Origin of the sequence: Parvimonas micra (genome assembly GCF_021300775.1) — a bacterium.
In the GTDB taxonomy this organism is placed as follows: domain Bacteria; phylum Bacillota; class Clostridia; order Tissierellales; family Peptoniphilaceae; genus Parvimonas.
In genome coordinates this window covers 256,964-270,033 of the sequence record NZ_JAJTJP010000002.1, presented here as the reverse complement: position 1 = coordinate 270,033, position 13,070 = coordinate 256,964, and the positions used below count along the sequence as shown (strand labels likewise).

The 13,070-nt window shown below is 28.3% G+C and carries 15 protein-coding genes; 3 read left to right on the top strand and 12 right to left on the bottom strand.

From position 1 onward, the window contains the following. The first annotated feature begins 9 nt into the window (after nucleotides 1-9). Nucleotides 10-327 carry an AzlD domain-containing protein gene (locus LW893_RS04550; protein WP_233056044.1) on the top strand — a complete coding sequence of 106 codons (318 nt, stop codon included), beginning with the start codon at nucleotides 10-12 and terminating at the stop codon, nucleotides 325-327. Between the two features lie 254 nt (nucleotides 328-581). Here the strand turns inward: LW893_RS04550 and pepF are convergent, their stop codons facing one another. Beyond that, nucleotides 582-2,375 (bottom strand): oligoendopeptidase F, encoded by a 1,794-nt coding sequence (pepF, locus tag LW893_RS04545; RefSeq protein WP_233056042.1) that lies wholly within the window; start codon nucleotides 2,373-2,375, stop codon nucleotides 582-584. Nucleotides 2,376-2,692: 317 nt separating this feature from the next. Between pepF and brnQ the strand changes: the two genes are divergently transcribed. Further along, nucleotides 2,693-3,973: a branched-chain amino acid transport system II carrier protein gene (gene brnQ, locus LW893_RS04540; protein ID WP_233056041.1), complete on the top strand. Its 1,281-nt coding sequence runs from the start codon at nucleotides 2,693-2,695 to the stop codon at nucleotides 3,971-3,973. Nucleotides 3,974-4,043: 70 nt separating this feature from the next. Here the strand turns inward: brnQ and LW893_RS04535 are convergent, their stop codons facing one another. The 3 genes from LW893_RS04535 to ymfI form a co-directional block, all read right to left on the bottom strand. Then, the gene (locus tag LW893_RS04535) at nucleotides 4,044-4,907 is read right to left on the bottom strand and encodes an MBL fold metallo-hydrolase (RefSeq protein ID WP_233056039.1); all 864 of its coding nucleotides are present in this window, start codon (nucleotides 4,905-4,907) and stop codon (nucleotides 4,044-4,046) included. Between the two features lie 141 nt (nucleotides 4,908-5,048). Next, complete coding sequence (gene rpsD, locus LW893_RS04530) at nucleotides 5,049-5,648, bottom strand: 30S ribosomal protein S4 (protein ID WP_150263297.1); 600 nt, start codon at nucleotides 5,646-5,648, stop codon at nucleotides 5,049-5,051. A gap of 110 nt (nucleotides 5,649-5,758) precedes the next feature. After that, nucleotides 5,759-6,496 carry an elongation factor P 5-aminopentanone reductase gene (ymfI, locus tag LW893_RS04525; RefSeq protein WP_233056038.1) on the bottom strand — a complete coding sequence of 246 codons (738 nt, stop codon included), beginning with the start codon at nucleotides 6,494-6,496 and terminating at the stop codon, nucleotides 5,759-5,761. Between the two features lie 166 nt (nucleotides 6,497-6,662). On the opposite strand from ymfI, the gene hpf reads away from it, so the two are divergent. Next, entirely contained in the window at nucleotides 6,663-7,187 is a 525-nt protein-coding gene (gene hpf, locus LW893_RS04520; protein ID WP_233056036.1) for a ribosome hibernation-promoting factor, HPF/YfiA family, read from the top strand. Between the two features lie 48 nt (nucleotides 7,188-7,235). Here the strand turns inward: hpf and LW893_RS04515 are convergent, their stop codons facing one another. The 8 genes from LW893_RS04515 to LW893_RS04480 all read right to left on the bottom strand — a co-directional run bounded on the left by LW893_RS04515 (nucleotide 7,236) and on the right by LW893_RS04480 (nucleotide 12,728). Next, nucleotides 7,236-7,805, bottom strand: coding sequence for a hypothetical protein (locus LW893_RS04515; RefSeq protein WP_233056034.1), 570 nt, complete (start codon nucleotides 7,803-7,805; stop codon nucleotides 7,236-7,238). A gap of 102 nt (nucleotides 7,806-7,907) precedes the next feature. Beyond that, nucleotides 7,908-8,729 (bottom strand): undecaprenyl-diphosphate phosphatase, encoded by an 822-nt coding sequence (locus LW893_RS04510; protein WP_233056033.1) that lies wholly within the window; start codon nucleotides 8,727-8,729, stop codon nucleotides 7,908-7,910. 134 nt (nucleotides 8,730-8,863) lie between these two features. Further along, complete coding sequence (locus tag LW893_RS04505; RefSeq protein WP_233056032.1) at nucleotides 8,864-9,361, bottom strand: QueT transporter family protein; 498 nt, start codon at nucleotides 9,359-9,361, stop codon at nucleotides 8,864-8,866. A 193-nt stretch (nucleotides 9,362-9,554) separates the two neighbouring features. Next, nucleotides 9,555-9,890, bottom strand: a complete 336-nt coding sequence (locus LW893_RS04500) for a carboxymuconolactone decarboxylase family protein (RefSeq protein WP_233056031.1) — start codon at nucleotides 9,888-9,890, stop codon at nucleotides 9,555-9,557. Between the two features lie 792 nt (nucleotides 9,891-10,682). Then, a complete protein-coding gene (locus LW893_RS04495; RefSeq protein WP_233056030.1) occupies nucleotides 10,683-11,045 on the bottom strand; it encodes a winged helix-turn-helix domain-containing protein in 363 nt (120 codons plus the stop codon). An 11-nt stretch (nucleotides 11,046-11,056) separates the two neighbouring features. After that, nucleotides 11,057-11,809, bottom strand: a complete 753-nt coding sequence (locus LW893_RS04490) for a formate/nitrite transporter family protein (RefSeq protein ID WP_233056029.1) — start codon at nucleotides 11,807-11,809, stop codon at nucleotides 11,057-11,059. Between the two features lie 54 nt (nucleotides 11,810-11,863). Continuing rightward, nucleotides 11,864-12,334 carry a hypothetical protein gene (locus LW893_RS04485; RefSeq protein WP_233056028.1) on the bottom strand — a complete coding sequence of 157 codons (471 nt, stop codon included), beginning with the start codon at nucleotides 12,332-12,334 and terminating at the stop codon, nucleotides 11,864-11,866. 10 nt (nucleotides 12,335-12,344) lie between these two features. Further along, entirely contained in the window at nucleotides 12,345-12,728 is a 384-nt protein-coding gene (locus LW893_RS04480; protein WP_233056027.1) for a YtxH domain-containing protein, read from the bottom strand. Between the last annotated feature and the right edge of the window lie 342 nt (nucleotides 12,729-13,070).

Sequence of the window (13,070 nt, the reverse complement as noted above, 5' to 3'; positions counted from 1 at the left end):
GGAGAAAAAATGGACAAACTAACTTATTATATAGTTGCTACACTTGTTGCAGCAGCAGTAACAATAATTCCAAAAGTTCTTCCTTTATTCTTCCTTAGAGGAAAAACTTTTAATAAAAGATTAATGACTTTCTTTAAAATCATTCCTTTTACTTCAATGACTGTACTGATTTTAAGAGAAGTCTTAAAAGCAGAAGCTTCTGATAAAATAATGTATTCAGTTACAATCGCAGTTGCTTCAGTAGTATCATATATTACTAAAAATATGATACTAACAGTATTCGCAGCAATACTAACAACATTTTTATATATGAATATTTTTATATAAATTTAAGGAGCTTAAAGCTCCTTTTTTTATAAAAAACTATTGCTGATAAGCAAAATAGTATTTCTAAAAGAGATAAAAAATATATAAAACAAAATAATTCACGTCAAGGGTGGGGTTCTTCTTAATTTATTTGTCTATAGTCAAATTATTATACTACTTTTCCCATTTTTCTCTACTAAAAAAGTGCCAATGATTGCTCATCGACACTTTTATCATCAATCTGAGATACTGAATAAATCAGTATCTTTTTTAAATTATTCTTGTTCTATTTTATCAGTTAATCTTTCCATTTTGTCAATTAGACTTCCGATATACTCTATTGTATTAAGAAGTGGTGCATCTGTTGTAACATCAACATCTGCCATTTTCGCAAGGTCGATTGGATTTTTACTTCCACCTGATTTTAGTACTTCAATCCATTGTGCAGCTTTTGAATTATCTTTTAGAATATTTAGACACATTTGTGTTCCGATAGTTAAACCTGCACTGTAAGTGTATGAATAAAGTCCCATGTAGTAATGAGGTTGTCTCATCCATGTTCTTTCAACTCCATCTACAAGTTCAACATCTTCTCCAAAGAATTTTTCCATTGTTTCTTTAAAGATTGTATTTAAAGTTTCAGCATCAACAGCTCCACCATTATCTATAATCTTATAAACTTCTCTTTGATAATAAGCTTCTAAGAAGTGAGTTACGAAATTGTGATAATATGTTTTTGAAATTATTTCTGAAATAATCCATCTTCTTTCTCTATCAGTCTTTGCTTTTTCAAGAAGATAATGAGCCATAATCAATTCATTTGTTGTTGATGGTGCTTCTACAAAATAAGTTGAGCAGTCAACATTTAAAATATTTTGATTTTGATGTGTAAGTGAGAAATGTCCACCATGTCCTAGCTCATGAGCAACTGTAAGAATATCAGACATATTTCCTGTCCAAGTTAAAAGTATATATGGATGAACTTTATATGGACTAGCACAGAAAGCTCCTGATGATTTTCCTTCATTGTCAACATAATCAATATATCTATTATTAAAAGCTTTTTCTAAATATTCTTTATAGTCGCTTCCTAAAACTGATAATCCATCAATAACCATATTTTTACAGTCTTCAACACTATAAATTTTTTGGAATTCTGAATCTAATGGCATTTTCATATCTGAAAAAGTCATCTTATCTAATTTATTTACTCTCTTTAAAAGTCTTGCATATTTTCTAATATGTGGAGCAAGTTTTTCCATGATAACATCGCATTGTCTATTATACATTTCTCTTGTAACTTCTTGTGAAGCAAGTAAGTAATCAAAAACACTATCGTATTTTCTTACTTTAGACATAGCCTTATCATGTTGAACATTGCTATAATACGTACTTGCAAATGTATTTTCATATTTTTCTAAAGTCTTATAGAATTTTTTAAAGGCATCTCTTCTAAATTCTGTATCTGCTTTTACTTCATAGCTTCCTTCAAAAACATTGTAAGTCATTGGTGTTTTTACTCCATTTACTTCAACATCTTCAAAAGATAAATCTTGCATCTTTGATTGATTATATACTCTAAAAGGAGTTTCAAAACTTCCTGCTAAAGCTGAAAGTGTACCTTCAACTTCTTTTGAAAGAGTATGATCTTTTCTATCTAAAAGTTTTTCTAAAAATCTTCTGTTTTCAGAATTTTCTTTCATAGCTTTTTCTATTATTCTCTTGTCATTTGCTAGGATTTCAGTTTCTACAAAACTAAGTTTAGCATAAACTGGAGCAATTGTATTTTCATAATTTACAATTCTTTCAAATTGTTCTTTTCCACCTAAATCTGTTTCATAATCTAAAGCAGCATAATTTCCAGTCAAGTCAATTAATTCATAAATTGGTTTTAAATCATCCAAACAACTATTTATAGTACAGTAGCAGTCAAGTTTACCTTCATAAACTTTTACTAACTCATCTGTTTTTTCTACTATTTCATTAAGGGCTTTTTTATAATCTTCCTCTGTTTTAAAAAGATCACTCAAATTCCAAGTTAAATTTTTATCTACTTCATTTCTTTTCATAATACACCTCCAAAAATGTTTTCTTATACCTTTCTATTCTATCATATTTAAAAAAATTTTTCATTAGTTTATTTCAATTATTCAAAAATTAAATATTTTTAATTTCGTAATACCAATATTAATATCAACTAAACTAATGTACTATATTTTTTCTAAAATACATAAAATTTATCAATTTTTAATAAAATTTTTTAATAAAAGTAGCTTTTAGTATTGAGTTTTTTTTAGTTATCTTGTAAAATATTCTTAGACAAAAAATACAAAATGTTAGGGTTTTGTTATTTTAATTTTATTTATTTTTAAGGAGAGAGATTTATATGAATAAAAAAAATAGCATTGCTGATATGGTAACGTTTGGATTCGCACTTTTTGCAATGTTTTTTGGAGCAGGAAATTTAATATTTCCTCCATATTTAGGAGTTCTTGCCGGTAATTCTTGGCTTGTTATATTTTTAGGTTTTACTGTTACAGCTGTTGGTCTTGCACTTGTAGCTCTAATGGCAGTAACATACTATGATTGTGATATAATGAAATTCTTTAGCCCTATCGGAAAGACACCTGCATTAATACTAAGTTTTATGGTTATTATGTGTGTTGGCCCACTTCTTGTAATTCCTAGAACGGGAGCAACAGCATATGAAATGGGAATCAAACCTATATTAGGTTTCCATAATTTCTTTACAATATCAATTGTTGCAATTATTTTCTATATATTAACTTACTTTTTAACTGTTAAACCTTCAAAGGTTGTTGATATTATCGGAAAATTTTTAACTCCATTTTTAATTCTTGCACTTGTTGTAATAATTGTTAAAGGAATTATTTCACCAATTGGAGCTCCATCTGAAGCAGTTAAAATAAATAGCGTATTAGGAAAGGGCTTAATTGACGGTTATCAAACAATGGACTGCTTTGTTTCCTTAGCAGTTGGTTCAGTATTATTGTTAACTTTAAAGAACAAAGGATATAACGATCCTAATCAACAAGTAAAAATGTTATTCAAATCAGGTCTTATTGCCTGTACAACTTTAGCATTAATTTATGGCGGTTTAACTTATCTAGGAGCTACTGTTTCTAAAACTTACGGAATAGATGTTCAACAAGCTGACATTATTGTAAATGTAACACAAGAACTTCTAGGAAATGCCGGTAAAATTGCCTTAGGATTAGCTTCATTCCTTGCTTGTTTAACAACTGCAATTGGACTTACATCTGCTTCAGGTGAGTATTTGGTAAGTATTACAAAAGGAAAGATAAAATATTCTACTTTTGTATTATATATGTGCTTATTTGGAACAGTTGCTGCAATAATAGGTGTTAGTGGAATTGTAAAGATTGGTGCTCCAATTCTTGCAGTTGTATATCCGCCAACAATAGTTTTAATTATACTTGCATTCTTTAAAGATAAAATTAAGAATGATTTAATCTTTAAATTACCTGCCTTTACAGCAGTTACAATTAGTTTTATTCAAGTGATTTACGAACAATTAGGAATTTTTAAGTTTATAACTATTTTGCCATTAAGTGATGTAGGATTTAACTGGATAATTCCAAGTTTTGTAGCATTTGTAATAGCATTGTTTATAAAAAAGAAATAGTAATCTAACTAAAACACAATAAAAGGTGATGTCAGTATTGCATCACCTTTTTTAATATAAATTTTAAAATTTAACACTTTTCTAAAAAGCCATTTCTTGCATTTTCTCTAGTATCTTCACTTTCATCAAAGCCATCGTATGGAGCTTTAGGATCTCGAACTTTTGGTTTTCTTCTTAATGAATTACAGATTTCATCGATATGAGCAAAAGTGAAGTCTATATCATCAGTCCAACCAGTATGTCCTGTTATAATTTTAAGTTTAAGATTTTTTCCTCTAATTATTTCTTCCAGTCTTTTAAGTGATTTTACTTGCAATTTTCTATCTTCTGCAAGGTTATTTAAAAATGCATAACCACCATCCGCTCCAAACCAGATAGTATCTCCTGTGAATAAATAAGCATCATCTATTAAATAAACGAGATGTCCCCAAGTATGTCCAGGAACAAGAATAGCTTCTATCTTTATATTTCCGATATAAAAAACTTGTCCGTCATCAATCAAAACTTTTTTATTATCAATTTGAACTTTTGGTAATTTATGTAAACCCCAAAATACTTTACGAGTTATCTTACCTTCTAAATATTCATTTTCAATTCTTCCAATATATATTGTAGCTTCTTTAAACAATTCGTTACTGCCTTTTTCAATAGCTCCAACATGATCTGTATCTTGATGAGTGATTAAAATATCTTTAATATCTTTTGGACTTATATCTAACCACTGCATTTTTTCTGCAAGTCTATCATAGTTATAACCTGCATCAATCATAATTGTTTGACCATCTTTTGTATAAAAGTAAATATTAGCTACATATTCTCTAATACAGCTTACTCTTTCGTCAATAAAACCTGTATTTAATGGTTTAAATATCTCTTTTCCTCTAAAAAGAAAAGACATAAATTTAACTTGAAATTCTGAATCTTTTTTTGACATATGTTTTACCTTTACTCCTTTCTGACAGAATCAATTTAAGCATTAAGGCATAAGCTACAATATAACAGATATTTTTATTTTTTTTGCTAATTGTATTAAATTAACAACACAAAAAAGCACGATAACTCGTGCTTTGTTTTGCTAAATTAATCTTGAGTAGAATTCTACTACTAATGAGTCTTGAATTTCAATTGGAACTTCGTTTCTTTCTGGCATTCTTAATAAAGTTGCTTTTAATCCTTCTTTCTTTTCGATGTAAGGAACAACTCCTAAGAATGTAGATTCAAAGTTTTCTTTGAACATTTCTACTTTTTGTGATTTTTCTCTTAAAGTGATTTCATCTCCAACTTGTACTGCGTATGAAGGTATATCAACTTTTTTACCGTTAACAAGCATATGTCCATGAACTACCATTTGTCTAGCTTGTCTAATTGAAGAAGCAAATCCCATTCTGTAAACAAGGTTATCTAATCTTGTTTCTAACATCATAACAAGAGCATCCCCTGTTATATGTTCTTTTTGTCTAAGTGCTTTTTCTACATAAGTTCTGAATTGTTTTTCCATAACTCCATAGTAAGCTCTTAATCTTTGCTTTTCAAGTAATTGTAATCCGTATTCTGTTAATTTTTTGTCGTTTCTTGCAAGACCTTTACCCATTCTTTTGTTAGCTTTTGGGTGTCCGCATACATTTAAGCCTAGTCTTCTTGATTGTTTAAATCTAGGTCCCATCATTTTTGCCATATTTTCATACTCCCCATAAATTATTTGCCGCGATAATTTATAGCCACGTGTAAATTATACAACTTTTTTTATCTTTTGTAAATAGCTTTTTTATGTTTTTTTCAATATTTTTAAATAAAAGCTCCACCATTAATATTTAAAACATGTCCTGTTATATAAGAAGCTTCCTTTGAAATTAAAAATTTTACAGCTGATGCAATTTCTTCAGGTTTTGCTAGTCTTTGCAAAGGAAATTCTTGGCAGTAAGCGTCAATATTTTCCTTTGGAACTGAACTTAACATATCAGTATCAACTCCACCCGGAGCAACTGTATTTACTGTAATTCCTGAATATCCAAGCTCCTTTGCAAGAGCTTTATTCATTGAAATAATTGCCCCTTTTGTTGCAGAATAATGAGCTTCTAAGGCTCCTCCAGTTACTCCCCAAATTGAACTTATTCCAATTATCTTTCCATATTTATTATTAATCATTGAAGGAATTGCTCTTTTTATGCAACGATATGATCCATGTACATTTACATTAAAAATATCTTCCCATTCCTCTTCTGTAATATCTTGAAAAAATCTAATACTTGCAATACCAGCATTATTTATCAAAATATCTACATTTCCAAAAGTTTTTTCTATTTCATTAAACATATTTTCAACTTCAGTAGTTTTTCTAATATCCGCTTGAATCATTAATACATTTGGATTATATGCTTTTATTTCATCAAAAACTTTTTTTGCTTCTATTTCATTTTCTTTATAATTTATAACTATATTATAATTTTCTTTTGCCAAAGTCTTTGCAATCGCAGAGCCAATACCTCTTGATGATCCGGTTATAAGCACAGTATCTCTTTTCATAATATCTCCTTTTAAAATAAATACTAATTAAGTATACCACAAATAAATATAAAACAAAAATTTTTAGTTTCATTTTAAGTATTTAAAGGAAAAATGTGGTATAATATAAATAACATTATATTTGTATTTTTAATGCAAATATAAAAAATGTTAGGGAGGTATTGGTATGAAATTACAATTTATAGGTAAAAATATTGAAATAACAGATGCTTTAAAAGAAATTACAGCTAAGAAGTTTGAAAAATTAGATAAGTTCTTTTCTAAAGACATTGAAGGCAAAGTAACTTTTAGTTCAGTTAAGAACGATAAAATCTTTGAAGCTACAATTTATTTACCAAATAGCACAATACTTAGAGCAGAAGAAAGCACAAGCGATATGTACACTTCAATAGACATCGTTTTGGATAATCTTGAAAGACAAATCAGAAAAAACAAAACAAAACTACAAAAGAAATATCAAGCTTTAGAAACTATAAGATTTGAAAAAATTTCTGAACCAGTGGAAGAAGAAGAGCCAAAGATTGTAAGAGTTAAAAACTTTGATGTAGCTACTATGTCTGAAGAAGAAGCTATTTTACAAATTGAACTTTTAAATCATGACTTTTTCATTTTCAAAAATGCAAAAGATTCAAAAACTAATGTTCTTTACAAAAGAAAAGACGGAAATTACGGTTTAATTATAGCTGATTAATAAATATTAATATAAAAAGAAAATCGCAGATTTTATTCTGCGATTTTTTTATCTTTTATTTAATATTGCTTCTAAAGCATCTAAATCTTTTGCCTTTGTAATATACATATCTTCTGTTCCATCTGTTGAATTATATTTTACAATTGAGTAATCATTATATTTATAGATAATTGTTGCCCCATCATCTTTATACATCTTACTTGTTGATTTGCCATCTTTCTTATCTTGTTCAAGTTTATTAAATAATTTTTTTTCATCTAAAAGTCCTTGAGCAACAGCATCTTTGAAAGAGTAATCTTTGCCATCTATTTTTAATTTAAAATCCATTCCAACAGTAAAGATATCAAAAGGAATTTTTGAATCCTTTTTAGAAATCAAAGTAACATCATTATTTCCTTTATCTTTAACTCCAAAAGATATTCCCTTTTCCTTTTTATTTTCTTCAGTCTTTTTATTATCTTCCTTTGTTTCTTCTACATTTTCTTTTACTTCTTTTTCTTTAACTGTTATATTAGTAGTTTCCTTAGTATTTTCTTCAGGTTTTTCTTTTTTCTTACAAGAAACAAAAGCCCCACTAACACAAACTATTAAAGCCATAATCAGAAATCTTTTTTTCATTGGTATCATCTCCTTTATTATGTTAATTCAGTTTAACAAATATAACAAAAAAAGTCAAATAGTAAGAACCTTCAAACTATTTAACTTTTCTTAAAAATAAAATTAATGTATAAAGTAATAGATAATTAAAATTATACCTAATACTATTCTGTAATATCCAAAAACTTTGAAATCATGTTTTCTAATGTATCTCATTAACATTTTTATAGCTAAAACAGAAACTACAAATGCTACAAACATTCCAAGAATTAAAATGAAAAATTGAAAAAAGCTAAAAGCAAAACCAAATTTTCTAAGTTTTAATAAACTAGCTCCAAACATTACCGGAATAGACATAAAGAATGAAAATTCAGCTGCTAAACTTCTAGAAAGTCCTAAAATTAAAGCTCCTATTATAGTTGCTCCAGATCTTGAAGTACCAGGAATTAAACTTAAAACTTGAAAACATCCTACATAAAAAGCTAGTGTATAACTTAAATCTTCAAATCTTTTTATCTTTTGTGTTTTAAATTTAGGATTATTTTCAACTACGATAAATAAAATACCATATAAAACTAATGTGAAAGCAACTGTTGGAAAATTATAGAAATATTTTTCCAAAGTCTTATCAAAAAGAACTCCTAAAACACCAGCCGGAACGACTCCGACAATCACCTTTAACCACATATTAATTGTATCTTTTTGTTGCTCCTTTGTTTTCTTTTTAGAAAAAGGATTTAACTTATTAAAATACATAATTACAACTGCAAGAATCGCTCCAAGTTGAATAACAACTAAGAACATTTCCTTAAATTCAGCTGACTGATTTAATTTTAAAAATTCATCAACCAAAATCATATGACCAGTACTACTCACTGGTAACCATTCAGTAATCCCTTCAACAATTCCTAAAATAATGACTTTGATTATATCAAAAAACCACATATTCTATCTCCTTTATTAAAAATTAAAAAAACTCTATTCAAAGTTTATCACATTTTGATAAATTTGAAAAGAGTTTTTATTTTAACAATTGAATTTACAAGTCCTAATTAAAATAAAAAATTATATATATACATTTATCTTAGGTCTTTTTTAAATTCTAGAGCCTTAGTAAATGATTTATTTTTACATAAAACATAGAAAACAGGTACTCCTACTGCATAGATTACTAGAGCTTCTGAAAGCATTAGTTCTCCTAAAATGCCCCAAAAACCAACAGGATTTGGCATTAATAAATAAATTTCTAATGCTATTGGAACCATACCAACAACTACTGGCACTAAACAAGCTATGTAGAAGTTTTTGATTTTAGTCATAATCAACGCTACTACAAAAGTTGCTAGAGTTCCAACTACCATATCAATAATTCCAACTGTACTGGCAATATTTGCTAAAAAGCAACCTAATGTTACTCCTATTGTATATTCTGGATTGAAAAATGGTAAAATTGCTAAAGTTTCTGAAAGTCTAAACTGTAAACTTCCATACCCTAATCCAAATGTTTCTGAAAGAAGAGTTAAAACAACATAAATTGCTGCAACCATTCCCTGTCTTGTAATTTTTTTTACGTTCATATTTCCTCCTTTTGGAGTGCTTTGATCAACAAAAAAAAGGGCAAAGTGCCCCTGCACTTGATTTTTAAAGTGGGTGCCAAGCAAAACACTAATCTTTTAAATTTTATTCTCTGTAAAAATTACCGTATTATTTTATCACAAATAAAATATTTTTTCAACAAAAAAGTGGTGTTATCACCACTTTTGTATAAAACTATTTAGATAGTTGATCAAATGCTTCTAATGCCTTTGCACCGTAAACTGTTGAAGGTCCACCACCCATTACAACTGCAACAGAAATAACTTCTGCAATTTCTTCTCTTGTTGCTTTTAGATTAACAAGATTTCTAACATGTGCTTCAATACAGCCTTCACAACGAACTGCAATTGCGATTCCAAGTGTAACAAATTCTTTTTCTTTAACTGTTAATACTCCGTCTTTATAAACTTCTCCAGAAAAAGCTCTAAATGCTTTCATTTCTTCTGGTAGAGCTCCAGCTAAATTCTTTGAATTTTCAACTACATTTTCTAATCCTTTTACATGATCCATAATAAAAGACCTCCTTTTTTATTTTATATCGTATTAATACCCATTTTTAATTACTTTCTAAACATATAATTATTATTTAACAATGTTAAAAGAGACAAATGTTGAAATTTAAAAAAGCAAGACCCAAACTATCCACGATACTTTTCATCGGGTGGATGCATGGGAACCTTGTTATTTCAAAATAATAACAAAAATATAAAAAAGCGAAGAAAAAAATTATACTTTGTCTTTATTCTAAATGTATCGAAGATACATATAGAAATTATATTTTTTATTTCTTTCAGAAATATTATTGTTTGTAAACAAACAATAATTGAGATCTCTCCACTACGGTCGAGATGACGTGTTGGGGGAATTTCTTTTCAAAGTGCAATGACGTGAACTTTTTTTGTTTTATAGCCTATATTTTTAAATAAGTTATTATGTTTTTTTATTATGTTTTTTCTACTACATTTATAAAAATAATTTGTTGTTTATTTACCTTTAACGTCTAGCCCTTAAACAAAGGTACTTACTTTATACGTCATCTCGACCAACGTGGAGAGATCTCATACTTATTCTTGTTTACAAGAATAAGTAAATGTATCGTAGATACATACAGACTGATGACAAAGGTGTCGATGAGCAATTATTGGCACTTTTTTTATGGAGAAAAAGAGAATAAGTTGTATAAGAATTAGATTATAGGCAAATAGTTTTAAAGTTTAAATATGAACCCCATACTTCCTCGATGCTTCTCATCGGGTGGGTTCCCGGAAACCTTGTTGTTTCAAAATAAAAAAGCGAAGAATATTATTTCTCCGCTTTTTTTATTGATTTCTTATAATTTTCAATTTCATTTTCAACAAATTCTTTTGTCTTTAAATTTACTCTTTCATATATAGTTAATAATTCTCTAGCTTCTGGTGTAAGTTCAGAACCTCCACCGCCCTTTCCTCCGATTTTTCCTACAAGTAATTTGCAATTCAAATCTTTTTCAGAACGAATTATCATTTTATATGCTTTAGAATATGCCATACGCATTTCCTTACAAGCTCTATTGACTGACTTGTATTCGTCAATCAATAAGAGTAATCTATATAATCCATTTCCAAATGAATAGTCTTCATTATACAAAGTCAATTTCACATTAATTTTTTTTGGAAATTCTAACATAATTTAAACTCCTAATCTCTATAGGCAAAATAATAACAAACAGCTATTAAACTTCCTCCAATTATATTTCCTATTGTAACAGGAACTAAGTCGTATAAAACTGCTCCTACACTTATATCAGATAGTATTGTAGATAATGAAAGATAGAACATATTTGCAACACTGTGTTCAAATCCACATATTAAGAATAATATAATGGATATTGCACAAGCACAGAATTTTGAAACTCCATCTTTACAAGCATAAGACATCCAAACTCCTAAACAAACGAAAATATTACATCCTATTCCTTTACATAGTAGAACTAAAAAACTTTCAGTAGTTTTTGAAACTGTAATCTTATGTAAGTACGCAAGCATTTCTGGTGAAAGAACACTTGCAAAATAAACTAGTAGAGCTACAAAAACTGATCCTACAAAGTTGAATAGATAAACTACTATCCAATTTCTAAACATTTTTGGGAATGTAATTCTCTTTGCTAATGCTGGAGCAAGAATCAAAATATTACCTGTAAATAAGTCTGCTCCTGCAACAACTACGGCAAAAAGTCCAAATGAGAAACAAATTCCTGATATGAATTTTCCGTATGTTGGATTTAAACTAGCCATTCCTGTATTAACAATTATATAAGAAAGTCCACTAAGTGCTATAAATAAACCAGCTAAAAATGCTACAATCATCATTTTGTGTAATTTATAGTTAGCTTTTCCTTCTCCTATTTTGTACAATGATTCTAATAATTCTGCTTTTGATATAACTCCCATAATAGCCTCCCAGTATTTTATAGAAAAACAAAATTAGAAAAATTATATTATAATTTATTTTTTCTTAAAATAAGATCTAATAGCATCTATAATATTTTTAATTGTATCAATTTTATCGAATACAACATCAACATTTTCTTTAATATCCAGTGTTGTATCCACCACTTGTTCTGCAACAAATCTAGTGGAAGTAGTGATATCATCAGTGATTTCTCTAACATTTTCAAGTGTCATGCTAACATTTTCAATGCTATCTGTTATATCATCTTGAGTATCATTAAGGATTTTATCTGTTTTTCCAAGAATTTCATTTGCATTTGCAATAGCTTTATCAGCGTTTTCAAGTAAGCTCGGTATTTTTTCAACTGATGTAACTATACTTTCTTCGCTCTTTTCTAAAACCCTATTTAATCTAGCAACTGCTTTTATTAACTTTGTGAATAAACAAATACAAGATAATAGGAATACTATTGCTACTAAATAAAGAATAACTCTTAAAGTTAAATCTAAATCTATTGTTACCATTTTTTCCTCACTATTCTTCTACTTCTTCTTCTTCTGCTAAGTCTGTTACTTCAATCTCTTCATCTTCAGGAGAAATTTCAGTCATATGTCTATTAGTGAAGTCTTCATATTTTTCTTCTACAACTTCTTTAACTTCTTTAGCTTTTTTAGAAACAGCTTTAACTGCGTTGTTTACATTTTCACTTACATATTCAACGCCATCTTTTGTTACTTTAACGATATCTTCTCTAGTTTCTTTTCCTGATTTAGGAGCAAATAAGATTCCTACTCCAGCACCAACAGCGGCTCCTGCAACTAATTTTGCAGCAGTAGCTGCTTTTTCTCTTCTAATTTTTCTTCTAACTTCTCTTTCTTTTTCGATACGTCTTTGTTCGATATACTTTGCTAAGCTCATAAAAAACCTCCTAATTATTAATTTATAAAAGTCATTTGGTTCCTGTCATTTTATAAACCTTCATAGTTGAAGGTGGGCAAACTGTCTTAAATCTCACGGTTTCCTAATAAAAGGCTGCCATCAAAGTAAGAACTCCGTAATCCCTTATAATAAATGTAGGTATAATTAAACAGGAACCTTTGACAATATTATTATAGCACACTTTAGCCTAAAAGTGTAGTATTAAATAAAAAATTTGTAAGCAAAAAAACTACCTAAACATTCTTTTACATAAGTATAGAATCTATAAGATATTTTGTATAATCATTTTTAGGTTTTTCAAAAAGTTCTTCACTTTCGACT

What these genes read in the sequence shown, in the direction of transcription:
- LW893_RS04485 (WP_233056028.1), bottom strand. Translation starts at nt 12,334, where the DNA reads ATGGTAACAATAGATTTAGATTTAACTTTAAGAGTTATTCTTTATTTA.
- hpf (WP_233056036.1), top strand. Translation starts at nt 6,663, where the DNA reads ATGAAATTACAATTTATAGGTAAAAATATTGAAATAACAGATGCTTTA.
- LW893_RS04495 (WP_233056030.1), bottom strand. Translation starts at nt 11,045, where the DNA reads ATGTTAGAATTTCCAAAAAAAATTAATGTGAAATTGACTTTGTATAAT.
- LW893_RS04505 (WP_233056032.1), bottom strand. Translation starts at nt 9,361, where the DNA reads ATGAACGTAAAAAAAATTACAAGACAGGGAATGGTTGCAGCAATTTAT.
- LW893_RS04515 (WP_233056034.1), bottom strand. Translation starts at nt 7,805, where the DNA reads ATGAAAAAAAGATTTCTGATTATGGCTTTAATAGTTTGTGTTAGTGGG.
- pepF (WP_233056042.1), bottom strand. Translation starts at nt 2,375, where the DNA reads ATGAAAAGAAATGAAGTAGATAAAAATTTAACTTGGAATTTGAGTGAT.
- ymfI (WP_233056038.1), bottom strand. Translation starts at nt 6,496, where the DNA reads ATGAAAAGAGATACTGTGCTTATAACCGGATCATCAAGAGGTATTGGC.
- LW893_RS04480 (WP_233056027.1), bottom strand. Translation starts at nt 12,728, where the DNA reads ATGAGCTTAGCAAAGTATATCGAACAAAGACGTATCGAAAAAGAAAGA.
- LW893_RS04535 (WP_233056039.1), bottom strand. Translation starts at nt 4,907, where the DNA reads ATGTCAAAAAAAGATTCAGAATTTCAAGTTAAATTTATGTCTTTTCTT.
- LW893_RS04550 (WP_233056044.1), top strand. Translation starts at nt 10, where the DNA reads ATGGACAAACTAACTTATTATATAGTTGCTACACTTGTTGCAGCAGCA.
- rpsD (WP_150263297.1), bottom strand. Translation starts at nt 5,648, where the DNA reads ATGGCAAAAATGATGGGACCTAGATTTAAACAATCAAGAAGACTAGGC.
- LW893_RS04500 (WP_233056031.1), bottom strand. Translation starts at nt 9,890, where the DNA reads ATGGATCATGTAAAAGGATTAGAAAATGTAGTTGAAAATTCAAAGAAT.
- LW893_RS04490 (WP_233056029.1), bottom strand. Translation starts at nt 11,809, where the DNA reads ATGGGAGTTATATCAAAAGCAGAATTATTAGAATCATTGTACAAAATA.
- brnQ (WP_233056041.1), top strand. Translation starts at nt 2,693, where the DNA reads ATGAATAAAAAAAATAGCATTGCTGATATGGTAACGTTTGGATTCGCA.
- LW893_RS04510 (WP_233056033.1), bottom strand. Translation starts at nt 8,729, where the DNA reads ATGTGGTTTTTTGATATAATCAAAGTCATTATTTTAGGAATTGTTGAA.